20 protein-coding genes are annotated in these 23,235 nt (G+C 39.7%); 5 read left to right on the top strand and 15 right to left on the bottom strand.

Annotation, left to right across the window (positions count from 1 at the left end; genetic code table 11):
• The first annotated feature begins 226 nt into the window (after positions 1-226).
• Positions 227-1,135 (top strand): 1-aminocyclopropane-1-carboxylate deaminase/D-cysteine desulfhydrase, encoded by a 909-nt coding sequence (locus FLM47_RS01610; RefSeq protein WP_178954750.1) that lies wholly within the window; start codon positions 227-229, stop codon positions 1,133-1,135.
• A gap of 4 nt (positions 1,136-1,139) precedes the next feature.
• Here the strand turns inward: FLM47_RS01610 and FLM47_RS01605 are convergent, their stop codons facing one another.
• From FLM47_RS01605 to FLM47_RS01595, 3 genes are all read right to left on the bottom strand, one after another.
• Positions 1,140-2,786, bottom strand: coding sequence for an EAL domain-containing protein (locus FLM47_RS01605; RefSeq protein ID WP_178954748.1), 1,647 nt, complete (start codon positions 2,784-2,786; stop codon positions 1,140-1,142).
• Positions 2,787-3,125: 339 nt separating this feature from the next.
• Positions 3,126-3,818, bottom strand: a complete 693-nt coding sequence (gene ssb, locus FLM47_RS01600) for a single-stranded DNA-binding protein (RefSeq protein WP_178954746.1) — start codon at positions 3,816-3,818, stop codon at positions 3,126-3,128.
• A gap of 20 nt (positions 3,819-3,838) precedes the next feature.
• Positions 3,839-5,206 carry an MFS transporter gene (locus FLM47_RS01595; protein WP_178954744.1) on the bottom strand — a complete coding sequence of 456 codons (1,368 nt, stop codon included), beginning with the start codon at positions 5,204-5,206 and terminating at the stop codon, positions 3,839-3,841.
• A 163-nt stretch (positions 5,207-5,369) separates the two neighbouring features.
• Here FLM47_RS01595 and uvrA point away from each other — a divergent pair, with 163 nt between their 5' ends.
• Entirely contained in the window at positions 5,370-8,189 is a 2,820-nt protein-coding gene (gene uvrA, locus FLM47_RS01590) for an excinuclease ABC subunit UvrA (RefSeq protein ID WP_076918874.1), read from the top strand.
• An 89-nt stretch (positions 8,190-8,278) separates the two neighbouring features.
• Here uvrA and trpS read toward each other — a convergent pair whose 3' ends face one another.
• From trpS to rpe, 3 genes are read right to left on the bottom strand one after another with little or no spacing between them, the layout of a single operon-like run.
• Positions 8,279-9,283, bottom strand: a complete 1,005-nt coding sequence (trpS, locus tag FLM47_RS01585; RefSeq protein ID WP_138607179.1) for a tryptophan--tRNA ligase — start codon at positions 9,281-9,283, stop codon at positions 8,279-8,281.
• Between the two features lie 33 nt (positions 9,284-9,316).
• Complete coding sequence (locus tag FLM47_RS01580; protein ID WP_178954742.1) at positions 9,317-9,982, bottom strand: HAD-IA family hydrolase; 666 nt, start codon at positions 9,980-9,982, stop codon at positions 9,317-9,319.
• Positions 9,982-10,665 carry a ribulose-phosphate 3-epimerase gene (gene rpe / locus FLM47_RS01575; RefSeq protein ID WP_178954740.1) on the bottom strand — a complete coding sequence of 228 codons (684 nt, stop codon included), beginning with the start codon at positions 10,663-10,665 and terminating at the stop codon, positions 9,982-9,984. The genes FLM47_RS01580 and rpe overlap by 1 nt, the downstream gene beginning before the upstream one ends.
• 272 nt (positions 10,666-10,937) lie before the next feature.
• Here rpe and FLM47_RS01570 point away from each other — a divergent pair, with 272 nt between their 5' ends.
• The gene (locus FLM47_RS01570) at positions 10,938-11,237 is read left to right on the top strand and encodes a hypothetical protein (RefSeq protein WP_138607184.1); all 300 of its coding nucleotides are present in this window, start codon (positions 10,938-10,940) and stop codon (positions 11,235-11,237) included.
• Positions 11,238-11,240: 3 nt separating this feature from the next.
• Complete coding sequence (locus tag FLM47_RS01565) at positions 11,241-11,426, top strand: DUF2970 domain-containing protein (protein WP_178954738.1); 186 nt, start codon at positions 11,241-11,243, stop codon at positions 11,424-11,426.
• Here the strand turns inward: FLM47_RS01565 and FLM47_RS01560 are convergent.
• From FLM47_RS01560 to FLM47_RS01520, 9 genes are all read right to left on the bottom strand, one after another.
• A complete protein-coding gene (locus FLM47_RS01560) occupies positions 11,389-12,240 on the bottom strand; it encodes a Dam family site-specific DNA-(adenine-N6)-methyltransferase (RefSeq protein ID WP_178954736.1) in 852 nt (283 codons plus the stop codon). The genes FLM47_RS01565 and FLM47_RS01560 overlap by 38 nt on opposite strands.
• 53 nt (positions 12,241-12,293) lie before the next feature.
• On the bottom strand, positions 12,294-13,631 hold the full coding sequence (locus FLM47_RS01555; RefSeq protein ID WP_178954734.1) for an SPOR domain-containing protein: 1,338 nt from the start codon (positions 13,629-13,631) through the stop codon (positions 12,294-12,296).
• Entirely contained in the window at positions 13,632-14,702 is a 1,071-nt protein-coding gene (gene aroB, locus FLM47_RS01550) for a 3-dehydroquinate synthase (protein WP_178954732.1), read from the bottom strand. It lies immediately after the preceding gene.
• Positions 14,703-14,730: 28 nt separating this feature from the next.
• Positions 14,731-15,249: a shikimate kinase AroK gene (aroK, locus tag FLM47_RS01545; protein WP_008466255.1), complete on the bottom strand. Its 519-nt coding sequence runs from the start codon at positions 15,247-15,249 to the stop codon at positions 14,731-14,733.
• A 497-nt stretch (positions 15,250-15,746) separates the two neighbouring features.
• A complete protein-coding gene (locus FLM47_RS01540) occupies positions 15,747-17,837 on the bottom strand; it encodes a type IV pilus secretin PilQ (RefSeq protein ID WP_138607194.1) in 2,091 nt (696 codons plus the stop codon).
• A complete protein-coding gene (locus FLM47_RS01535) occupies positions 17,824-18,360 on the bottom strand; it encodes a pilus assembly protein PilP (protein ID WP_171039617.1) in 537 nt (178 codons plus the stop codon). The genes FLM47_RS01540 and FLM47_RS01535 overlap by 14 nt, the downstream gene beginning before the upstream one ends.
• Positions 18,360-18,962: a type 4a pilus biogenesis protein PilO gene (locus FLM47_RS01530; protein WP_138607198.1), complete on the bottom strand. Its 603-nt coding sequence runs from the start codon at positions 18,960-18,962 to the stop codon at positions 18,360-18,362. The genes FLM47_RS01535 and FLM47_RS01530 overlap by 1 nt, the downstream gene beginning before the upstream one ends.
• The gene (locus tag FLM47_RS01525; protein WP_178954730.1) at positions 18,952-19,524 is read right to left on the bottom strand and encodes a PilN domain-containing protein; all 573 of its coding nucleotides are present in this window, start codon (positions 19,522-19,524) and stop codon (positions 18,952-18,954) included. Before FLM47_RS01525 ends, FLM47_RS01530 begins: the two co-directional genes overlap by 11 nt.
• Positions 19,512-20,591: a pilus assembly protein PilM gene (locus tag FLM47_RS01520; RefSeq protein ID WP_138607202.1), complete on the bottom strand. Its 1,080-nt coding sequence runs from the start codon at positions 20,589-20,591 to the stop codon at positions 19,512-19,514. The genes FLM47_RS01525 and FLM47_RS01520 overlap by 13 nt, the downstream gene beginning before the upstream one ends.
• Positions 20,592-20,722: 131 nt before the next feature.
• Between FLM47_RS01520 and FLM47_RS01515 the strand changes: the two genes are divergently transcribed.
• Positions 20,723-23,197 (top strand): penicillin-binding protein 1A, encoded by a 2,475-nt coding sequence (locus FLM47_RS01515; RefSeq protein WP_138607204.1) that lies wholly within the window; start codon positions 20,723-20,725, stop codon positions 23,195-23,197.
• The last annotated feature ends 38 nt before the right edge of the window (positions 23,198-23,235 follow it).

The following is a 23,235-nucleotide window of genomic DNA, read 5'->3' as shown; positions in this document are numbered from 1 at the left end:
CTCAGTTTACAACTATTATCCCGTTTCATGCCAGTAAATAACCGTTTCATTTGTACTAAATAGCTAATTTATTTAACAACACCGAGATTTATCTGCCTTTTACGCCCAAAAGATACCAATTTAGCGGCGCATACATATTTTTTAATTTGCTTAAGTAATAAAATTTGAGTCAAAATAACGCTATTAAACAGCACATTCACCATGTAACTAATAAAAAAGAGTGATAATGCCAATACAATTCAGTATTAATGAACATAGTTATTTACAACCAATTAATAACAAATTGCTAGCAGAAAAAAACATTACGTTAAACATCAAGCGTGATGATTTATTACACCCTGTTATTAGTGGTAATAAATGGCGTAAGCTCAAATACAATTTAGCTCGCATGCAACAACAAGGTAAAACAGAATTACTGACTTTTGGTGGGGCTTTTTCAAATCATATTCACGCGTGCGCAGCCGCGGGGAAAGAATTTAACCTAGTAACCCACGCAATTGTTAGAGGCCCTGAACTTGATCTCAATAATCCAACGTTAAAATTTGCAAAGCAATGTGGCATGCGATTACATGTAGTGAATCGATTAGAGTACCGACAACGAAATGAGAAAGCATATTTAACAGTATTACAGGCACGATTCCCCAATGCATATATCCTACCTGAAGGAGGCACAAACGAGTTTGCTATAGAAGGATGTAAAGAACTTGCCCAAAGTTTACCTGAGCACGACTACTTAATCTGTCCTACTGGCAGTGGTGGAACCTTGGCGGGCTTAATAGAGGGCAGCTCAAGTAAAAGCACTGTATTAGGTGTTGCAGTTTTAAAGCAAGCCGACTACCTGCGAGATGAAATACGGGCTCTTAGTCCTAAAGCAAAATCACAAAGTAATTGGCAGTTACTTACACAGTTCCATGATGGCGGATATGGTCGCTTTACTACTGAGCTATGGCAGTTTTGCCAGTACATGCAGCAGCAATATCAGTTACCACTGGAACCTATTTACAGCGGAAAAATGATGTATGCACTTTGGCAGCTCATTAACAACGACTACTTTCCCCCTGGCAGCAAAATTATTGCCGTTCATACAGGAGGGCTGCAAGGTTTGGACGGGCTAAAATATCGTGGACTTGTTTAACTAGCTAATGAAATGCAACTTGAGTGAAGTCGGGTAATAATCCAGAGAAATACCCTCCTTGTGCAGTACTAACACCTATCACTTTTAAAAATTGCAATTCTTGATACGTTTCTACACTCGAGGCCACCACTGGCAAACTTAATAATTTACCAATATGCACAATTCCCCTGACAGATTTCTGCTGTAAATAATTATGATCTATGCCATGAACAAGTTCATGGGCCAAATTAAGCCCCGCTATTTGCCTGTTATGGGTGAAGTTAAATATGCTCTTACTACTTCTAACCTCATCAATAACGATATTAAAGTTGAGCGCTGTTATGGTCGAAAAAGCAGCCTGCAATCGATCTTGGCTATTTAAGAAATCAGCCTCATTTATCAAAAACTGTAACGTATGAAGGCTTTTCAACTCACTCATATGTTTACTTAGCCAACACCAAAACTCACTATTAAACCAGTTTTTAGGATGCAATTTAATACTAATAACAGACGATGACTTTTCTATTAGCAGCAGCTTTTTAACCTGTATAACAACCGCTTGGTCAAGTAGTAATGCCTCATCCTCATTGTAAAACTGGCTTATATAATCTTGATTAAATAATTGCTTATTTGTCTTATCGCTACTTTTAATTAAAACATGATGTTTGATAATAGCGCCGCTATCCAACTCGTATACAGGTTGAAATAAAATCGCTAATTTTTGTTTTTCAACTCGCTTCATAACTAAGTTTTTATTAAGCATTTGAAGATGGCTGCAATTGATTGCCAATTGATGATAATGCTGCACTCTACTTTGCATTGATAGTGTGAGTGACGATCTGGCAAGCTGATACACCATCACCTGATCAGCATTCGAGTAGTAAGTACACAAACCTAACTTTATACTCTCGTCAGCCACTCTAGGGGCTAAAATATGGGCTGCATTAAGCATGTATTGATGTAAGTATTTAGCGCAACTTTTTTTATCAATTGCACTAACCCCTGTGAAAGTAAAAGCAAACTTACCCGCTGTTAATTGCTTAACGGATATTACAGCAGTATTGGTAAAGTCTTTTGCTAGCAATACTTTAAGAGTCGCTGGTAAGTCCGTGTTTGTATCAAAATGGCATTCGCATTGAATGAGCGCAAATATATTATAGCCAATTATTTTCTGCTCCTTGACTACGTTTTCTAATACCGGTTGTGTAGGCTTTATTCTAGGCGTATGGCATACCTTTTTATAACCATCGTTTTGCTTGCGCTTCAACGTCACTGAACTATTTTTGGTCGCTTTAAACAATATAAAGCGCCTAGCAGCAAAAATAATGGCCAAAATAAACATATTCATTATTATAAATAGGTAGTTATAGGCATACCAGGTAGGCCATGAATATAACAGAATCCCTTTTGAATTAGAGCTGAAATAGTGCTTTTTCTGCTTTATATAAACAGAAACTTTATCTGGAGCCAGGGTAAAAGGTGTATTAGCTAAAAGTTGCTGCTCATTGGCTAACGGCTGCTGCAGTTGCTTAGCGAGCTCTATACCTGTTTGCTTATTTTGATGTTGTAAAACTAAATTTAAACCACTATTAAAAATAATAAATAGCATAAAACACAGAGCGTAAAATAAGGCACTAACGTAATTGGAAAACTGAAACTGACTGGCTTTCATAACTTACCCGCTCATTAAATAAGTTATTAAAGTGTTGTCTACTATTTGCAATTGCACAAGCCAATAATAAAAGTTTAGTAGCTGTTTTATTATTAATACTTAATGTTTATAAACATTATATTTAGTGGTCAACAAAATTAGTAATGGCTTCATCTTTGTGCGCATAAATGGGAGTGCCGCCCTGCTTTGAAAACCTTAAAGCTATTTACAGCTTTTTAATGAGGAGTATTTACTCACTCAGCTGAGGATAAACGAGAGGGATAGTAATTATTATCAATAAAAAAAGCCCTGATTACTCAGGGCTCTTTTTTAATACTTTTTAAACTAAAAAGTTGGAAATTAGAAAGGAATATCGTCATCAAAGTCGATTGTTGGTTCCATTGGATTTGATGCGCCACCTTGCGGTGCATTTTGCGGCTTAGGAGCAAACCCGCCTTGCTGTTGTGGTGCATTATTTTGCTGAGGTGCAAAACCACCTTGCTGCTGTGGTTGATACTGGTTGTTTTGTTGCGGCGCTGGCTGCTGGGCAGGTGCAGATTGTTGCTGTGGAGCATAACTGCCTTGCTGACTATTTTGGCCTTGGTTATTTTGACCATAGCTACCGCTTTGCTGTCCGCCTTGATAACCGCCACTTTGTTGACCACCTTGGTTACCTTGATAGCCACCACTTTGTTGGTCGCCACCACGTGCACCTAACATTTGCATTTGACCAGTAAAGCCATCAACAACAATTTCTGTAGTGTACTTTTCTTGGCCTTGTTGGTCAGTCCATTTACGAGTTTGAAGTTTACCTTCTACGTAAATTTGTGAACCCTTGCGGCAGTATTCGCCTACAATTTCAGCTAATTTGCCAAAAAATACCACACGGTGCCACTCAGTTTTATCAACCATTTGGCCAGTGTTTTTATCTTTATAGCTGTCTGAAGTTGCTAAGGTAATATTTGCTACGCCATTACCATTAGGCATGTAACGAACTTCAGGATCTTGCCCTAAATTACCAACCAAAATTACTTTGTTCACACCGCGTGCCATGGAACCATCTCCTATAAACGTTAGATTAAACCAGCCACTCTTCGGGCTTGGTCTAGGTCAAATTCTTTATCATTAATCTTTAAGTAGCTTCGACTTTCATCGCGAACTACGGTTGCTTCTATTACGCCGGGTAAAGCAACTAACTGAGAAGCTAGTGTTTGTGCCTGCTCTTCAGAATCTAATTGGGTCATTAAACTAATAACTTTGCTTTTCGGTGGGACTTGCATTTTCCACGCAATAATAAGCCATATTACCCCAACAAGTGCCGCCGCCGCAAACACAGCTTGCGTACTAGTGGTTTGTGCTACATACCCGCCTAACATACCGCCTAAAAAAGCCCCTAAGAACTGGCTAGATGAATACCCACCCATGGCGGAGCCTTTTTGGCTTGCTGGAGCAATACGCGACACAAGAGCTGGCATAGTGGCTTCTAAAAAGTTAAAAGCAACAAAATATAACAGCATACAAACCGCAATACCAACAACACTATTGGCCCATATTGACATGCTAAACATACTTATTATTAAGACCATCACTGAACCAATAAACGCCTGTTTTTCTTTCTCTTTTTTAATTGCCACTATCATTACTGGCACCATCAAGAAAAACGCTAAAAATAAAACAGGAATATAAAGCTGCCAATGGTTTTCAGCCACAAGTCCATCTTTAATTAGTTGACTTGGCAATACTACAAAAATAGTCGTCAATGTTAAATGCAGCAATAATACACCTGCATTTAGACGCGCAAGCTGCGGATGTTTAATTAGCTTTTTAATGTCACTAAAGCTGGCAAGTGTATCGCCTTTAGGGGCTTTATTTATTGCACTGGGTACCAGCATAGTGACAATAAAAATACCTAATAAAGCCAGTATAGCAGTTAACCAAAACACTCCGGCTATACCCCATGAAGCTGCCACTATAGGTCCAAGTAGCATAGCGAAGGCAAAGCTCATACCTATGCTCATGCCAATAACTGCCATTACTTTTGGTCGCTGTTCGTCACGACTTAAATCTGATGCAAACGCTAACAATGCGCTGGCGATAGCGCCCATACCTTGCAAGGCACGCCCTACCGTTACCATTTGTATGGACTCAGCTAAAGCCGCAACTACTGAACCCAAGGCAAATACAAGCAAACCACCTACAATCACTTTTTTACGGCCAATTTTATCAGACAGTCGCCCCATAGGTATTTGTAATACGGCCTGCGTTAAACCATACGCACCAATTGCAAAACCTATCCATAAAGGTGAAAAGCCTTCAAGCGATTGACCATAAATAGCTAAAACAGGCATCAGCATAAACAAGCCGAGCATTCTAAATGCAAACACACTCGCTAACGATACGGCGGCGCGTTTCTCTCGTGAATTAAGTGAAGATGCGGTCATTATTTGCATGATCTTACTGTGTGAAAAAATTAGGCAAGGATTCTATCACAAGCTTGGCAATAATTAATCGTCTATAACTAAGGATTTTTTCAATGATCAAGGATTAATATTGCAGCGTATTATGCGATACTGAACAAATAATTTTGGCAATAAACGAGATAGCATGGAAAACATTGAAGTCCGAGGCGCCCGCACGCACAATTTAAAAGACATCAGCCTAACCATCCCACGTGATAAACTAATTGTTATCACTGGCTTATCTGGTTCAGGAAAGTCATCACTTGCATTTGATACGCTTTATGCAGAAGGGCAACGCCGGTATGTTGAATCACTCTCTGCTTATGCAAGGCAGTTTTTGTCATTAATGGAAAAACCTGACGTAGATCATATTGAAGGCCTTTCCCCTGCTATTTCCATTGAACAAAAATCAACCTCGCATAATCCCCGTTCAACCGTGGGAACCATTACTGAAATCTACGATTACCTGCGTTTAATGTTTGCACGGGTTGGCGAACCTCGCTGTCCAACTCATGATTTACCACTCGCAGCGCAAACAATTAGTCAAATGGTCGATACCGCATTAGCGCTGCCTGAAGGCACTAAGTTAATGCTACTTGCTCCTGTTGTTAAAGACCGTAAAGGTGAGCATGTAAAACTATTAGAACAACTTGCCAGTCAAGGTTACATTCGTGCTCGTATAGATGGTGAAGTATGCGACTTATCCGATCCACCACCGCTAGATTTACATAAAAAGCATACTATTGAAGTCGTTGTGGATCGCTTTAAAGTAAAAGAGGGTCAACAGCAACGTCTTGCAGAGTCTTTTGAAACGGCACTTGAAATGTCAGGCGGCGTTGCTAACATTGCTTTTATGGATGATAGCAGTGCTGAAGAAATGCTGTTTTCAGCAAATTTTGCCTGCCCAACCTGTGGCTATGCGATGACCGAACTTGAACCGCGTTTATTTTCGTTCAATAACCCTGCAGGAGCTTGTCAAAGCTGTGATGGTTTAGGCGTAAGACAATACTTTGACCCTAATCGCGTGGTTCACAACCCTGAAATAAGTTTAGCTGGCGGTGCAATTAAAGGCTGGGATAAACGCAGCTTTTACTATTATCAAATGTTGCAAGCAGTTGCACAACATTACGAGTTTGATTTAGATGTTCCTTATCAAGAGCTTGCAAAAGAACATAAAAAAATTATTTTAGATGGCTCTGGTGATACTAAAATTGCATTTAATTATCGTAATGACCGCGGTGATTTAATTACACGTAATCATGTATTTGAGGGCGTGTTAAACAATATGAACCGCCGCTACCGCGAAACTGAATCAAACTCAGTGCGTGAAGAACTAGCCAAATATCAAACCAGCCAAGCCTGCCCTAGTTGTAAAGGCTCACGTTTGCGCCAAGAAGCACGCAATGTATTTATTGGTCAAACTAACTTGCCAACCATTACGCATATGAGTATTGGTGAGGCGATGAGCTTTTTTGAAGGCTTGCATTTAACTGGGCAAAAAGGCCAAATCGCCGAAAAAATTCTAAAAGAAATTCGCGATCGCCTATCGTTCTTAATTAATGTAGGTCTAAATTACTTATCACTTGAGCGTAGCGCCGACACACTTTCAGGCGGTGAGGCACAGCGTATTCGCTTAGCGAGTCAAATTGGTGCTGGGTTAGTGGGTGTTATGTATGTACTGGATGAACCTTCAATTGGTTTGCACCAACGTGATAACGACCGTTTATTGAAAACCTTAGTTCATTTACGCGATTTGGGTAACACCGTTATTGTTGTAGAACACGATGAAGACGCCATTCGTGCCGCTGATCATATTATTGATATTGGCCCAGGTGCTGGCGTACATGGCGGACATGTTATTGCTCAAGGTACACGCGATGATATTTTAGCAAGCAAAGACTCGGTTACCGGCCAGTTTTTATCCGGCGTGCGTAAAATTGAAGTGCCTAAAGAGCGCCATGCTACTAACGATAAATGGCTAGAGCTGTTTGGAGCGACGGGTAATAACTTAAAAAATGTTGATTTAAAAATACCATTTGGCTTAATGACCTGTATTACCGGTGTATCTGGCTCGGGTAAATCAACGCTCATTAACGATACCTTATTTAAACTTGCTCACACAGAACTCAACGGCGCAACTACTGCAGAAGCAGCTCCTTATGGGTCAATTGCAGGACTTGAGCACTTTGATAAAGTAATTGATATTGACCAAAGTCCTATTGGCCGCACACCGCGTTCAAACCCTGCCACTTATACTGGTATTTTCACTGGTATTCGTGAGCTATTTGCAGGTACTCAAGAAGCCCGTTCACGTGGTTACAAAGTAGGTCGCTTTAGCTTTAATGTTAAAGGTGGGCGTTGTGAGGCATGCCAAGGTGATGGCGTTATTAAAGTAGAAATGCACTTCTTACCAGACGTATATGTACCGTGTGATGTGTGTAAGGGTAAACGTTATAATCGCGAAACCTTAGAAGTACAATATAAAGGCAAAAACATCAACCAAGTGCTCGACATGACCGTTGAAGATGCCCATGACTACTTTGATAAAATACCGGCTATAGCACGTAAACTTAAAACCCTAATGGATGTTGGACTTTCTTATATTCGTTTAGGCCAAGCCGCTACAACACTTTCTGGTGGTGAAGCACAGCGAATTAAGTTAGCACGTGAGCTCTCTAAGCGTGATACTGGAAAAACATTGTACATTCTTGATGAGCCAACCACGGGACTTCATTTTGCTGATATTGAACAGTTATTAGTGGTGCTTCATCGCCTACGCGATCATGGCAATACCATTGTAGTAATTGAGCATAATTTAGATGTAATAAAAACTGCCGATTGGATCGTTGATTTAGGCCCTGAAGGTGGTGCTGGCGGCGGTGAAATACTGATTGCAGGTACACCAGAAGAAGTGGCGGAATGTCAGCGCTCACATACTGGGCACTACTTAAAACCATTACTTTAATATAAATTATAAAAAAGTACTTATTAAAAGTTACACAAAAATGCCGCTAAATTAGCGGCATTTTTTTACGCTTATTCTAATAAATCAAATTATGTACGAGGAATAAATCCTAGTGCATCGTATACCGATTTAAGTGTTTTTTCTGCACGTACACTGGCCTTTTCTGCACCTGATTTCATGATGCTATCAAGTAGGTTTTGATCTTCTCTGATCTCTTTAAAACGTGCTTGGATTGGCTCAATCATATTCACTACCGCATCTGCAGTGTCTTTTTTCAGGTGGCCGTACATTTTATCTTCGTACTCTGGCACCAAATCTTCAATTGAGCGCTTAGTCGCCACGCTTAATAAAGTAAGTAAGTTAGAAACACCAGGCTTTTCTGTACGATCAAAGTAAATACGTGCTTGCTCATCTGAATCGGTTACTGCTTTTTTAAGCTTTTTCTCGATCTTTTTAGGCTCATCTAATAGCATGATGTAACCATTTGGGTTTTCATCTGACTTAGACATCTTTTTAAGCGGATCTTGAAGGCTCATTACGCGTGCGCCAAATTCTGGAATATATGGCTCAGGTAATTTAAATACGTCGCCGTACAAGTTATTAAAGCGAGTAGCTATATCACGCGTTAGCTCTAGATGCTGCTTTTGATCGTCCCCTACTGGCACTTGGTCAGCTTGATACAATAAAATATCTGCTGCTTGTAATACTGGATACGAAAATAAACCTACGTTTACATTGTTAGCATGCTTAGATGACTTATCTTTAAACTGAGTCATGCGGTTAAGCTCACCCATTTGTGCGTAACAATTTAATACCCACGCTAACTGTGCGTGTTCAGGCACTTGTGATTGCACAAAAAGCGCAGACTTTTCAGGGTCAATACCGCACGCTGCATATAAGGCTATACCGTCTAACACACGAGATCGAAGAAGCTCAGGCTCTTGGCGAACAGTAATTGCGTGCAAATCAACAAGCATAAAGAAACTTTCGTGGTCTTCCTGTAGCTTTAGCCACTGGTTAATAGCGCCAACATAGTTGCCTATTGTCATACCACCGGTTGGCTGAATGCCACTTAAAACTACTGGTTTACTCATGATTTTCCTTTAGTGTTTAATTGATTAAAAATTTTAACGCTGTGTAAGTGTGGGTATTATAGCTAAGAAGTTATCGCATAGGTACTGTGGATTATAATCCCCGAGCTGCTCTCCTTGATGATACCCATAAGTAAGAGCTATCACATCAATATTGGCGGCTTGTGCTGCCAGTATGTCACTCTTTGAATCACCAATCATAATGGCTTTATCTGGCGAAATATTCAATGCATTACAAGCAAATAAGAGTGGCTCAGGTGACGGTTTTTTTGCCATGTCGTCACCGCAAACAATCACCTCAAAATGACTGCGAATAGCCAGTTTATCTAAAAGTAGTTCGGTAAAGCGGCGTGCTTTATTGGTAATAAGTGCTTTGGGCATACCACTGAGAGCAGCAAGGCCCGTTTCAACATGCTGATATAATACGCTGTATTCACCAACCAGCTCACTGTAATGTTGATAAAAAAGCTTAATGGCTCGCTCACTCAGAGTCTCATCAAGGTGTTCACTAATTTGTATATCACCGCAAAGAGCTCGCTTTACTAACACCTCAATGCCATTACCTACCCAGCTTTCAACTAATCGCTGACTGACTATGGGAAACGCTAAATCACTTAGCGTAAGATTTAAGGCCATATATAAGTCATACACGCTGTCAACTAGCGTGCCGTCTAAGTCAAATAGTGCCGCATCATATTTCATTACTTAATACTTTCTAATTGTTGGCGCATTTCATCAATTACGCTTTTATAGTCAGGCTGATTAAAAATAGCAGAGCCTGCAACAAACATGTCAGCACCCGCTTCAGCCGCCGCTGCAATATTATCTACTTTAATACCGCCATCAACTTCTAGGCGAATATCACGCCCAGAATCAATAATGCGTTGCTTTGCCTCTCGCAGTTTCTCAAGTGTTTGTGGAATAAAACTTTGCCCACCAAATCCGGGGTTCACCGACATTAATAAAATAACATCTATTTTATCCATTACATGATCAAGGTAGCTTAAACTCGTTGCAGGATTAAAAGCTAGACCTGCTTGGCAACCTTGATCTTTTATCAATTGTAAAGTGCGGTCAATATGCTCACTGGCTTCTGGATGAAAGGTAATAATTGACGCCCCCGCCTCGGCAAATTGTGGAATTAAACTATCTACCGGTTTCACCATTAAATGAACATCAATAGGAGCTTTAATCCCGTAATCGCGAAGTGCTTTACACACCATTGGGCCTATTGTTAAGTTAGGTACGTAATGGTTATCCATTACATCAAAATGGACAACATCAGCCCCTGCAGCTAAGACTCTGTCAACATCTTCGCCAAGGCGTGCAAAGTCTGCGGATAAAATTGAGGGCGCTATTAAGTATTTTTGTTCACAATTGAGCATTGCTAATCCATTAATGAATAATTTATGGCGTTAATGTAACTTAATTAACGATGTTACCCAAGTAACACCTTTAAAAATAACGCTAAATTAGCAACGCTAGCGACTAACTGTTATTAACTATAACAACGACAAAGCGCGTGAGCTAAAAGGATAAATCACGCTTATAAACAAATTTTGCGGCATGATTAGCTTTGAATATAGCTAAAAATAAAGTGTATTATTTAAGCAAGTTTGTTATGCTTGGTGGAGAACTAAATTACTAGGTTTATATTATGCGTGTTTTTAAAATTGGATTATTAATCACGTCGGTAAGTGTCATTATTGGAGCTGCGTCGCTTTCTTCAAATACTGAGCAAGAATTAAGTTCAGCCAACACTTGTCTTCATAAAGATCAAACTAACGCTATTAATCATAGCGCAAATCGCTGCATTCAAATTCAAGAAGACTCTTCTTGGGCTTCTTGGCTAACCGGCAATAGCCGCAGTGCCCAGTTTCATTACCTAGATTTCCTAGAGTTATTAACAGGTACTGACGACAACCACAAGCCATCTTCAATCAAACCATTATTTTAATTAATGCAGCATTTCTTAAGCGCGTTACAAAGTGTGCTAGCGGCATTTTTTGGTGTGCAATCTGAAGATAAGCGTCAAACAGACTTTAAACACCACTCCCCTATTACATTAATAGCTATTGCCGTGATACTTTTTGTATTATTTGTACTGGCTATTTACGCAACCGTGACTTCGGTGCTAAGTACATAGCCATTAGCTCATCTACTTTATTTCGTGAACCGCCTTTTGGGCTAATCGTGCGTTTAACCTGAATTTTATCCAAAGAAGCTTGGCTGTAAATTTTGCGTGTCCATACCGTATCGTGATTTGAAATAAGGACTGGCGTATTATTCTCAAAAGCTGCTTGCTCAGCTAAGTTCGCTAAATTAGCCTGATCATCCAAATTAAACCCGCCTTTTGCATACGAGGTAAAAGATGCAGTTTTACTTAATGGCACATAAGGCGGATCGCAGTAAATCACTGCATTTTTAGGCACCAGCTTGAATACATCATCATATCCTAGGCAAGTAAATGTAGCTTGTTGCGCTTTGCTAGCAAAAAAGTACATTTCTTTTTCAGGAAAATAAGGCTTTTTATATTTACCAAAAGGTACATTAAAAATACCCTTTAAATTATAGCGGCATAATCCGTTATAACCATGGCGGTTCATATATAAAAATAAGATGGCTCGCTCATACACATCACTGCTTTGATTAAACTGCACACGATAATCATAATACGCATCTGAGTGGTTGTTTAAATCAACAAAAAGCTTTTTAGCATCACTAATGAACTCATCAGGCGAACGTTTGAGCTCTTTATATAAATTGATTAAATCAGCATTAATATCGTTGAGTACATAGTGTTTAAAGTTGCTATTTAAAAACACTGAGCCCGCACCAACAAAAGGTTCAACCAAGGTATCAGCATGCTTACTTGCTTGATTTAGTCGCGCGTTAATATCTTCAACGAGGCTGTATTTTCCGCCAGCCCATTTAAGGAAGGCTCTACTCTTTTGCTGCATTGGCTCTTTACTTCAATTCGGTGTTGCGCGATTTTACACTAAAGTTACTGAGTTTACTGATCAACTCGTGCAATTTCTTGTTTTATTTTACTAATTTTTTTATAGAAAGGTTTATTTTTTCTAACCTCAGCAGGAAGTACTTGCAGTGCTTGTTTTGCCTCATTTAAGCTAACAAAGTTGCCTGTAGTTACTACCCACCACATTTTACCATTTCGTTTAGTTTGGTAGGTATTAGTGATATTTTCTAGCTTATGTTCAACAATAAACTCGTTCCCTACCTGCTGCTGAGTTACAGCTAAGAGCTGAATAACAAAATTATCCTCAGGTTGTTGTAAGTACCAATTACTGGATATTTTTACTATTGGGTTTTGCGGCTTTGTCTGGGCAGGTTTAGTAACCGGCTTTTCTTCAACGGGTTTTGATGCCGGCTTTTCTTCAACGGGTTTTGATGCCGGCTTTTCCTGTTCAACAACATTCGTTGATTCCGTTAAGCTCCCAACAATCGCTGGAACATTGTTATTGGTTTTTTGGGTGAGCTTTTGAAGGACAGCTGCTGGCGGCTCACTACTTAAAGGCACTCGCTTCTGTGGTTTATTTTCAATAGCTTGCTCAGTTGTAATGGCGGTTGATAGCACTTGCTCATCAATTTGGCGATTAGCATTTTCCCACCACTGGGTCATATCGGCTTTGTACACAAGGCCAATAATCAACAGCATAATTATTAATAACAATGTGAGCAGCTGTAATCGCCAAGATACCTTATCTTTAACGACAATATCTGCAACCTGCTCGCTTGGCTGCCAGGCTAATAACAGGCTTGGGTTACCATGAGCTTCAACTAAAAAAGTTTGAAAGACAGGATCTTCGTCATAGGGTAGGTTCGTAAAGTACCACCCCATAAGTTGCTTACTTTCAGCTATATTTAATGGTTCTAAATGAATATTTACTGCATCTTTAAAGGGTAATTTAGACTGTGATGCAATCATAATATAAAGCACATTAGGTGCATTTTTTGATAGTAGCTCAAGCTCTGCGATTAGCTCTTCGGATAGGTGCCTGCCGCCATCAACAACCCACAAGCACGCCCCACATTGTTGTTGTTTCGCTAATTGATAATAGTTTTGCGATAAGCTTAGATTGTGATCAACTAAAGGGGCGTTAAAACTTTGCTCTAATAACTGAGTCATTAACTGCACATCAGTCATCTGGGCACCGACTTGCACAAATGCTTTATTAAAATCGTTATATTTATCAGTAATGAAGGTTTCAAGCAAATAGCTTTTACCCAGACCAGAGGTGCCTAATAAAACAATTAAGTTTTGACCATATTCAAATTGTAATGCGATTCTATCCACCAAAGCCGCACGGCTTGGTAAAATTTGTGACTGCATTTATTGCTCGATCAATGCTCTAACTTGATCATCTGATACATCATCAACTAATGCACATTGACCAAATTCGGTGGGTAAAATAAATCGGATCGTCCCTTTTTTATTCTTTTTATCTTTGCGCATATGCAGTAAAAATTGCTCACTGGTCATATCATTAGGGATATCGATTGGTAAATTATATGCTGCTATTAATGTAGCAATACGCTCTAGGTCTTGCTGTGTTAAATCGTTACGAGTATGAGCAAGCTTGGCAGCAAGCACCATACCTGTCGCTACGGCTTCACCATGTAACCACACGCCGTACCCCATTTGTGCTTCTATTGCATGGGCAAACGTGTGTCCTAAATTTAATAGTGCACGCAAGCCTTGCTCTTTCTCATCTTGAGCAACGATGAGTGCTTTAATTTCACAGCATCTAAAAATAATATGCTGTAAACAGGCTTCATCTAACTGTTGTAATTGAGTGATATTTTGCTCTAAATAAGCAAACAATTCAGTATCGTAAATCAGGCCATATTTAATAACTTCAGCCATGCCTGCAGCAAACTCACGGGTAGGTAAAGTATGTAGCGAACGCGTATCTACAAACACAGCTTGTGGTTGGTAAAAAGACCCTATCATATTTTTACCAAGCGGATGGTTTACTGCTGTTTTACCACCAACGGAGGAATCTACTTGAGATAATAACGTGGTAGGTATTTGAATAAAAGGCACACCGCGCTGATAGCAGGCCGCAACAAAACCAGTTAAATCGCCAACTACGCCACCACCTAATGCAATTAAACAGGTGTCACGACCGCAGTTATTTTCAAGTAAGAATGCTGATATTTTTTCAAACCAGGTGAGTGATTTATATTGCTCGCCATCTGGAATAATAAAATGAAGTGGGTTTTGCTGTGATAATGAGTCAAGCAACTGCTGAAGATAGAGCGGCGCAATAGTGTCATTAGTGATGATGATAGGCCGACAATCACCAATGTGATGGATTAGACGGCCTGTATCTTGAAGTGCAGATTGACCAATATAAATAGGATAACTTCGCTCGTCTAAATTAACAGTTAATTCAAGCATGCTGGGTTAGTCCTTTTAATACTGGCTTTTAAAAATCCAATTTCTCGATTATTTGGTTAGCAACAACTTTCGCGCTCTGCTCATCAGTGCGTACAACAAAATCAGCTACTTCTTTGTATAATGGTTCACGCTCTTCTGCTAAGCGCTCAAGTACATCACGAGGTGCTTCTTCTGTTTGCAGTAATGGGCGACGCTTGTCGCGTTGCGTACGTGCAACTTGCTTTTCAATCGGTGTCTCTAGGTATACTACAATACCGCGAGCCGAAAGCTTGTTTCGAACTTCTTTACTCATTACTGAGCCACCACCAGTAGCAAGAACAATACCTTGCATCTCGGTTAAATCGCCAATAACAGATTCTTCACGAAGTCTAAAGCCTTCTTCACCTTCAAGATCGAATACCCAGGCAATATCTGCGCCCGTACGACGTTCGATTTCTTGATCAGAATCAACAAATTCAAGGTGTAATTGGTCAGCGATGTGACGACCAATCGTGCTTTTGCCAGCCCCCATGGGGCCAACTAGAAATATATTACGTTTCTCAGCCATATCTTTTAGTACAAACGAACTCTAAAATTTGAAATAAAACCCCGCCTAACGACCTGGCCCCAAAATTAAGAAAGGGATTATCTCAGTAATCGGTCGGGTATTTCAAGTCAATTAGGATAAAAAGCCATATAACGAGCAATTAAACTAAATAATTACCCATTGGTTAACAAAAAAGCACCTTATTATAGGCAAATTTATCTTCTAGGGTTAAAATTTATGCAATTAAAGGCTACTACGTGTTACTTGGTAAACGCTTTTGCATAGTAATTTCACAAAAAACTCAGTTACAAGCAACATTAACGCAGTCTTAAAATGCATCCGCAGTACAGTACACAATAAAAATTATATACTGCCTAATTGTACATTTACAGGGAGTGTTCACACCAAGATAACTAAATAACATGCCAAAACCATCTAGCTTGTTGTTCAGCCTAGATAGTTTGAATAACCTGAGCCCTGAAGAGTTAATCTATCTCTGCAGAATTCAGGTTAGGTAATTAGTCTATTTGAATTTTAGGTGTGACAAAAATCAGCAGTTCGCGCTTTTCATTAAACTCGCTTGTGCTTTTAAATAGTCTTCCTACGTAAGGAAGGTCGCCCAATAAAGGTACTTTTTTGGTCGAATTAATAATTTGCTGTTGAAAAATACCACCCAACACTACCGTTTGTCCATTCTCAACGAGAACTTGAGTCTCAATTTGTTGCGTATCAATGGCAACAGCTGGGCCAGTTCCTGTTTGAACGGTATCACCACGGGTGTCTTGAGTAATTATTAAGTTTAAAATAACTTTGTTGTCTGGTGTGATATGAGGTGTCACCTCTAAACTCAACACTGCTTTTTTAAAGCTTACGGTTGTTGCGCCACTCGAAGCAGATTCAACATAGGGGATCTCAGTACCTTGCTCAATGCGTGCTTTTTGCTGGTTAGCAGCAGTGATACGCGGACTCGCTATAATTTCACCCTTATTCTCTTCTTCGAGCGCGGTTAATTCTAAATCAATTAATGTTCCATTAGCTAGTTTGGCTATATGCATACCAATACTTGCCGATGGATTCGCTACGGGTAAATTAACATTGAGTCGATCTGTAAGACTCGGAATATTTCCATTAGAAATTGTTTCAGCACCTTCTAATGTACCAGAAACACCATCAGAACCTTGCTGATCACTGAACCCCCAACGAACGCCTAAGTCTTCGGTTACATTATCACGAACGGTTACCATGCGCGCCTCTATAACCACTTGTTTGACGGGGATGTCTAAGGTTTCGACCATGCGGCGAACACTTTCAATGCTTTTTGCGGTATCTTTCATTAGTAGCGTATTAGTTCGCTGATCAACAGACACGCTGCCTCTCGCTGTAATAATACTATTGGTATCTGTTTTTAGTAAGTCGGCAAAATCTTCTGCTTTGGCGTAATTTAAACGGATGTATTCGCTATATAGTGGCTCTAAATCCTCTACTTGTTGCTTTGCTTTTAACTCTTTTGCTTCACGGGCAGCAAGCTCTTCAGATGGCGCTACCATTAAAATAGAGCCATCCATACGTTTGTCTAAACCTTTTATTCTTAGTACTACGTCTAACGCCTGATCCCAAGGAACACCATCTAAGCGAAGGGTAATGTTGCCAGTCACTGAGTCACTAGTTACCAAGTTAAAGTCATTGTAGCCCGCAATAATCTGTAATACAGCACGCACAGAGATATCCTGAAAGTTAAGCGTCATAGGACGGCCTAAGTACTCTTTACCTCCATCTAAGAATCCATTTTGAGTCTCGTCTTTCTCAACCGTTAAGGTAAAAATATTTTCTATTTGCTGATACGTGTAAGCAAAAGCTTTATTAGGTTCAATTACAATGCGTGTCAGATTATCTTCCTTAAACGTTTCTATACTGCTCACCACAGTACCAAAATCGAGTACGTCTAATTCATACAATAAGTCATCTAAAATATCGGTATGGTGAAACTCTGCAATGATTTTCCCGCCACTTTCATGAACCTCGATAGCGGCCTGTGTATCTTGCAGATAAACAAGTACTTTTGCTTCACCTTTTTCACCGCGGCGAAAATCAATTGCTTGAATGCCATTGATATAATTAGAGGCACGAGCAGGTGCATCTTCACTGGTTGTTACGATTTGTTTTGCTAGAGGGTTATCAGATATTCTTATTGAAAATAGGTTGTTATTAACTTCAGCCTCATAAATTTTTAATCGCTCCAAGTTAATGGTTACTTTTAAACCTGCACTAGTCATCATGCTACTAATGTTACTTATCCCTGCTTGGTTAATAACAATATTTGCCAACCCTTCATCTAGTTCAACTGCATTAAATAATAACTCTATCCGTGCCGGATTATTAAAAACTTGTACATCAGGTTGTTGCTGTAATTCTTCATCAAATACCAGCTGTAATTCGGTTTCACCTTTAAGTAATGGGTTATATCGAACGTCGTAGAGTAAAGGAGCTGCACTGACCGTTTTCATCATTAGTAATAAAAATACAAATAGCAACGTCGTTAAAATACGGTGATGCGAACACTCATCTTTATGCATATAGGGAGTACCATTTTTCTTATTAATTTGCGCCATTAGTTGCCGCCTCTAACATTTCTAATTTGGTCAAACGTTCTTTCCAACAACCTGACCCATCAGGGATTAATTCTACTAATTCAATATAGTCACTATTAACACTGCTTACTTTTCCATCATAGGTGCCTAAATAGCTTCCTATAGATACTCGGTGTAAGGTGTTATCAGCAGCTGTAATGAGCGCCCATGTATTACTGTTCGACCCTATCGTTCCCTTCATTGCTAAATTATCTAATGGGTACTTCTCCAGAGGCTGACGGACACGCTCTGGATCTGGGTGAAGACAGTTTTTAACTTGTGTTAGCTTATTTTGTATAATTTCTGGTTCTGGTGCTACAAAAGGGCTACGTATATCTTTGGCGTTATATTCAAAGTGCTCAAACTTAACTAACTCAGGTATTTTTTCAACACGTGCAGTAGTGTTTGCCTTAACCTGGTCAATAAACTCTTTTTGCTCAGATGTATCTTCATTACAACCACTGAGCAACAATATTACAACAGTTAAAAAGGGAAGTTGCTTCATCATCTTACCCCCTCTTCATAACGATAAGTTTTTGCTACTACACTGAATGTTAGCTGCTTTTCGCCAGATGATAAAATAGAAAAGTCGTGCAAACTTACTATTCTCGGCAATTGAGCCACTTTTCCTACAAATTCACCGAACTCATGATAAGTGCCTACTACTTCAATTTTAATGGGTAGCTCGGTATAGAACTCTTTTTCAACTTCTGGTAGCCAACCAATTTTTAAAAATGTTAGGCCGCTGGTTGTACCCACATAGGAAAGGTCATCTAATAATCCTGGCGTCTCATTTGAGGTAGGTAGGCGTTTTAATAGCTGAGAAAACTCATCTTCCATCTCAACCATTTGTTCACGATAAATATCGAGCTTGCTGGCAACTGCATATTTAGTTCGGTAGGTTGTGCGTAATTCTATTTCTTTGGCCACTGCGTTATGGTAGCTTTCAATTTCATCCGACACTAATAAGCTATAGCTAAAAAACAATACGAGACAGGCAACAAATGCGCCGCATATTGTTTTTACAATAACAGGCCACTCACCTATGTTATCGAGCTCTATTTCATTCCAATCTATTTCTGTAAGCGACTTAAAATCAAGGTTCATTAGGTACCTCGCCTATTTTACCAAATGGTTTTACGTAGAACTCCATATTAAAATCGCTGAGTAAACGAGAGGATTGATCGCCTGCAACAATGCCTTGCATAGTCGGGCGCTCTAAAAGATAAGAACTTTGCACCTGTCGAAGCATAGTAGACAAACGATTATTAGACTCACTTTTACCTAACACATGAATTTGGCTACCTTTACGCTCAAGCTTAGTTAAATAAACTCCAGCAGGCACTATTTTTGCCACTTCATCCATTATTTGCGTGCCTAAATTACGGCTGCTTTGTAGCTCTTCAATTAAACGCATCCGTTGTTGTAGATTTTCTTTTTTCATGTCTAAGTCGCGTATATCGCGAATTTTCTGATCGAGCATTGTAATTTCTGAGCTGAGATAGTTATTTTTAAGCATTTGCCCTTCTTTTAGAGCGCTATAAAATGTACTCAGCGCATACATAGTTACGAAACAAACAATAACCACTGCCATCAGCAATGTTATAAATTTCTTTTTAGACTGCTCACGCTGAAGTTCACGCCAAGGTAGTAAATTTATATGTGGCATGATGAAAAACTCCTCAACGCCAAACCAGTTGCAATCGCAAACTGAGTGCGGTGGCGCTGTATTATATTACGATCTACTCTAGGTGATATTTCCATTTTATCAAATGGTTCAACAACAACCGTGTGTATTCCTAATTCTTCGATTAATAACCTATCAACACCTTTAATCATCGCTGACCCGCCCGTCAGTACGATGTAGTCCAACTGCTCTTTGCCTGTTGTTGTTAAAAACATTTGCACAGCACGACGAACTTGCTGCAATAATGATGTTTGAAAAGGCGCTAACACTTCAAATGTATAATTAGGTGGTAAATCACCCGTTGTTTTACCAATTTCAGCCTCATCAAAGCCTTTGTTGTAGTAAGCAACAATACTATTTGTATATTGGTCACCACCAAATACCTGGTCGCGGGTGTAAATAGTTTCACCAAATTGCACTACACTGACCAAGGTAAGCACCGCACCTATATCAACTACTGCAACGGTTTTATCAAACGCGTCTGATGGTAGCTGTTGGTAGTAAACATCCATAGCCCGGCTTAATGCATAGCTTTCAACATCCACAACTTTTGCAGTTAAGTTGGCAGCACTAAGTGCGCCTACTCTCGCTTCCACACTTTCCGTTCTCGCTGCAGAAAGTAGAACATTAATTTTGCTCGGGTCGGCACTGTTAGTAGAGAGTTTTTCAAAATCTAAACTGACTTCATCTAATGGATAGGGGATCAAGCTATCGGCTTCAATTTCAATCTGTGATTCTAATTCAGCGTCGCTTAAGGAAACATCCATGAAAATGACTTTGGTAATCACTGTTTGCCCTGAAACAGCAACAGCTGCAAATTTTAGTGACTTTGGAAGCTTTCGTTTTAACTTGGTTATCACATTGCCAATTGCTTCAATGTCTTGAATGTTGCGCTCGCTCATAGCGCCTTTAGGCATAGGTTCAATTGCAAGAGCTTCTAATCGAAGCCCGGTTTCTGTTTCACTTAAAAGCACGGCCTTGATAGAGTGCGATCCTATATCAATACCCACCATCATAGGTGATGGTTTTTTTATCAATTGACTTAGCATGTTTGCAACTTTGCCTTTGTTTTAATAATAAACAAGTTATAATTTATATCTTAAAAAATATTATTCAATTTTTAATCAATATATACTAGCAGTCTCAACCTGTAATTGGGAGTCCGTTTAGGGAAATATCAGTGATTTTATTAAAAAGAACTTTACAATTTTTGATCATTTGTGCATTACTTGCACTAATTACATTGCTCAGCCTTTATTACTACGTTAAATCCGATATCCCAAGCGTGCAAGTTTTAAAAAACGTTCAATTACAAACGCCTATGCAAGTATTTACCAAAGATGGGCTTTTAATCAACCAATTTGGTGAAAAAAGACGTATCCCTGTAACTATAGATCAAATTCCTGAACCTTTATTACAGGCTTTTTTAGCAACAGAAGATAACCGTTTTTATGACCATATCGGTATCGACCCAATTGGTATTGTTCGCTCAGCACTAGTACTTATTTCTACCGGTGAAAAAAAGCAGGGTGCCAGTACAATCACCATGCAGTTGGCTCGTAACTTCTTTTTAACGCGAGAAAAAGCCTATATTCGTAAAGTAAAAGAAATATTTATTGCCATCCATATCGAAAATTTACTTTCAAAAGATGAAATCTTTGAACTTTATCTAAATAAAATAGAGCTAGGAAACCGCGCCTTTGGTATTGGTGCAGCCGCTCAGGTTTATTATGGTAAAGAGCTAAAAGAGCTTACTCTTGCGCAAATGGCAATGATTGCCGGTTTACCCAAGGCGCCTTCAGCACTTAACCCTATTCGTAACCCAAAGCGAGCCAAAGCCAGAAGAAATGTAGTGTTAGGACGAATGCTAGATGAAAAGTATATTTCTAGAGCGCAGTATAATGAAGCCACGAACCAACCAATTACCGCTTATTTTCATGGGGCTGAAATTGACTTATATGCACCATATATTTCAGAAATGGTACGTGCTGAAATGGTGTCGCGCTACGGTATAGATAAAGCCTATAACTCAGGATTTAAAGTGTATACTTCTGTTGAGTCAAATATTCAACAGGCGGCACAAACGGCTTTGGTTAACAATTTACATGCCTATGATATGCGCCATGGATTTAGAGGCCCTGAAGCCATTTTATGGGATCCACAAACAGAGCCCACACCTTCTGATTCTAAGTTATTAAACATTTTGAAAGAGGCCAATGAACTAGGCCCTCTAAAAGCCGCTGCAGTTTTAAATGTATCCGACAGAAGCGCGGAAGTAATACTTAAAAGCGGCGAACGCACAACATTGACTTGGGATAATCTGAAGTGGGCGCGTAAGTTTATCACCCGTTATCGCCAAAGCTTTGCTCCTGAAACAGCAAGCGATATATTAACGCCTGGCATGCAAATATGGCTGCGTAAAAATGATGACAACAGCTATATTTTGAGTCAAATCCCTGAAGCTGCAAGCGCCATTGTGTCTTTAGACCCACAAGACGGGCGTATAAAAGCCATTGTAGGCGGTTACAGCTTTGAACAAAGCCAATATAACCGTGCAGTGCAAGCTAAACGCCAAGTTGGCTCTAATATTAAGCCATTTATATACTCTGCTGCACTTGAAAAAGGCTACACCTTAGCGTCAATTTTAAATGATGCTCCTATAAATCAATGGGATAAAAGCCAAGGTGTCGCATGGCGACCTAAAAATAGCCCTGCCATTTATAATGGCCCTATTCGCATTCGCCGTGCTTTAGCACAATCAAAAAATGTGATTTCGGTACGTTTATTACGTGGTGTTGGCTTGCAACGTACAGCCGATCATTTACTTAAATTTGGCTTTGCAGATGAAGATATAAATCGCAGTGAATCGCTGGCTTTAGGTAGCGCATCTATTACTCCACTAGAGTTAGCTCGTGGTATGAGTACTTTTGCCAATGGCGGCCACTTAATCGAACCTTACTTTATCTCTGAAATTCAAGATGCCATGGGCAACACCTTATTTAAAACTAACCCGACTGTAATTTGTGATGATGAAGCAACAACGCCTAGCTCGCTAATGCTAAGTGAGCAAGTAGCACCAAACTGCGCGCCGCAGATCATATCTAAACAAAATGCATTTTTAATTGCCAGTGCTATGAACAGCGCAATTTGGGGGGGTGGTAGCTGGTCTCATAAAACAGGTTGGAGTGGTACAGGATGGCGTGCACAAGCGCTAAAACGTCGCGATCTGTCAGGTAAAACAGGCACTACCAATGATTCTGTAGATACTTGGTTTAGCGGCTTTAATCGCGATGTGATGACCTCTGTTTGGGTTGGTTTTGACAACCCTGGAAATACTCTGGGGCGCTCAACCTATAACAATAACTTAGGAAGTGGCCAAATATCAGGCGCAGAGTCAGGTGCTAAAACAGCTCAGCCTGCATGGGTTGATTTTATGAGAGTTGCACTGGATGGTAAACCTGCGGCACCTATCGAACCACCTGAAGGCTTAGTTTCTATTCGTATTGACTTAGAAACGGGGCTGTTAAGTCATAAAAACGATTATACCAGCCGTTTTGAGTACTTTGAGAAAGGGACCGCACCTACAAAATATGTGTTAGCACAGCCAAATGATGTATTTGAAGAAAGCACTAAAACCGAAGAAGAGCTCTTTTAAACAATGCTAATATATAAAAGGCCGCTGAATAGCGGCCT

The organism is Pseudoalteromonas sp. Scap06 (assembly GCF_013394165.1).
Taxonomy (GTDB): domain Bacteria; phylum Pseudomonadota; class Gammaproteobacteria; order Enterobacterales; family Alteromonadaceae; genus Pseudoalteromonas.
The sequence above is the reverse complement of the archived record's forward strand: the minus strand, read 5'-3'. Positions and strand labels throughout refer to the sequence as shown.

Excerpts from the sequence above, each read along its gene's own strand:
- FLM47_RS01610 (WP_178954750.1), top strand. The coding sequence starts at position 227 with ATGCCAATACAATTCAGTATTAATGAACATAGTTATTTACAACCAATT.
- FLM47_RS01605 (WP_178954748.1), bottom strand. The coding sequence starts at position 2,786 with ATGAAAGCCAGTCAGTTTCAGTTTTCCAATTACGTTAGTGCCTTATTT.
- ssb (WP_178954746.1), bottom strand. The coding sequence starts at position 3,818 with ATGGCACGCGGTGTGAACAAAGTAATTTTGGTTGGTAATTTAGGGCAA.
- FLM47_RS01595 (WP_178954744.1), bottom strand. The coding sequence starts at position 5,206 with ATGACCGCATCTTCACTTAATTCACGAGAGAAACGCGCCGCCGTATCG.
- uvrA (WP_076918874.1), top strand. The coding sequence starts at position 5,370 with ATGGAAAACATTGAAGTCCGAGGCGCCCGCACGCACAATTTAAAAGAC.
- trpS (WP_138607179.1), bottom strand. The coding sequence starts at position 9,283 with ATGAGTAAACCAGTAGTTTTAAGTGGCATTCAGCCAACCGGTGGTATG.
- FLM47_RS01580 (WP_178954742.1), bottom strand. The coding sequence starts at position 9,982 with ATGAAATATGATGCGGCACTATTTGACTTAGACGGCACGCTAGTTGAC.
- rpe (WP_178954740.1), bottom strand. The coding sequence starts at position 10,665 with ATGCTCAATTGTGAACAAAAATACTTAATAGCGCCCTCAATTTTATCC.
- FLM47_RS01570 (WP_138607184.1), top strand. The coding sequence starts at position 10,938 with ATGCGTGTTTTTAAAATTGGATTATTAATCACGTCGGTAAGTGTCATT.
- FLM47_RS01565 (WP_178954738.1), top strand. The coding sequence starts at position 11,241 with ATGCAGCATTTCTTAAGCGCGTTACAAAGTGTGCTAGCGGCATTTTTT.
- FLM47_RS01560 (WP_178954736.1), bottom strand. The coding sequence starts at position 12,240 with ATGCAGCAAAAGAGTAGAGCCTTCCTTAAATGGGCTGGCGGAAAATAC.
- FLM47_RS01555 (WP_178954734.1), bottom strand. The coding sequence starts at position 13,631 with ATGCAGTCACAAATTTTACCAAGCCGTGCGGCTTTGGTGGATAGAATC.
- aroB (WP_178954732.1), bottom strand. The coding sequence starts at position 14,702 with ATGCTTGAATTAACTGTTAATTTAGACGAGCGAAGTTATCCTATTTAT.
- aroK (WP_008466255.1), bottom strand. The coding sequence starts at position 15,249 with ATGGCTGAGAAACGTAATATATTTCTAGTTGGCCCCATGGGGGCTGGC.
- FLM47_RS01540 (WP_138607194.1), bottom strand. The coding sequence starts at position 17,837 with ATGGCGCAAATTAATAAGAAAAATGGTACTCCCTATATGCATAAAGAT.
- FLM47_RS01535 (WP_171039617.1), bottom strand. The coding sequence starts at position 18,360 with ATGAAGCAACTTCCCTTTTTAACTGTTGTAATATTGTTGCTCAGTGGT.
- FLM47_RS01530 (WP_138607198.1), bottom strand. The coding sequence starts at position 18,962 with ATGAACCTTGATTTTAAGTCGCTTACAGAAATAGATTGGAATGAAATA.
- FLM47_RS01525 (WP_178954730.1), bottom strand. The coding sequence starts at position 19,524 with ATGCCACATATAAATTTACTACCTTGGCGTGAACTTCAGCGTGAGCAG.
- FLM47_RS01520 (WP_138607202.1), bottom strand. The coding sequence starts at position 20,591 with ATGCTAAGTCAATTGATAAAAAAACCATCACCTATGATGGTGGGTATT.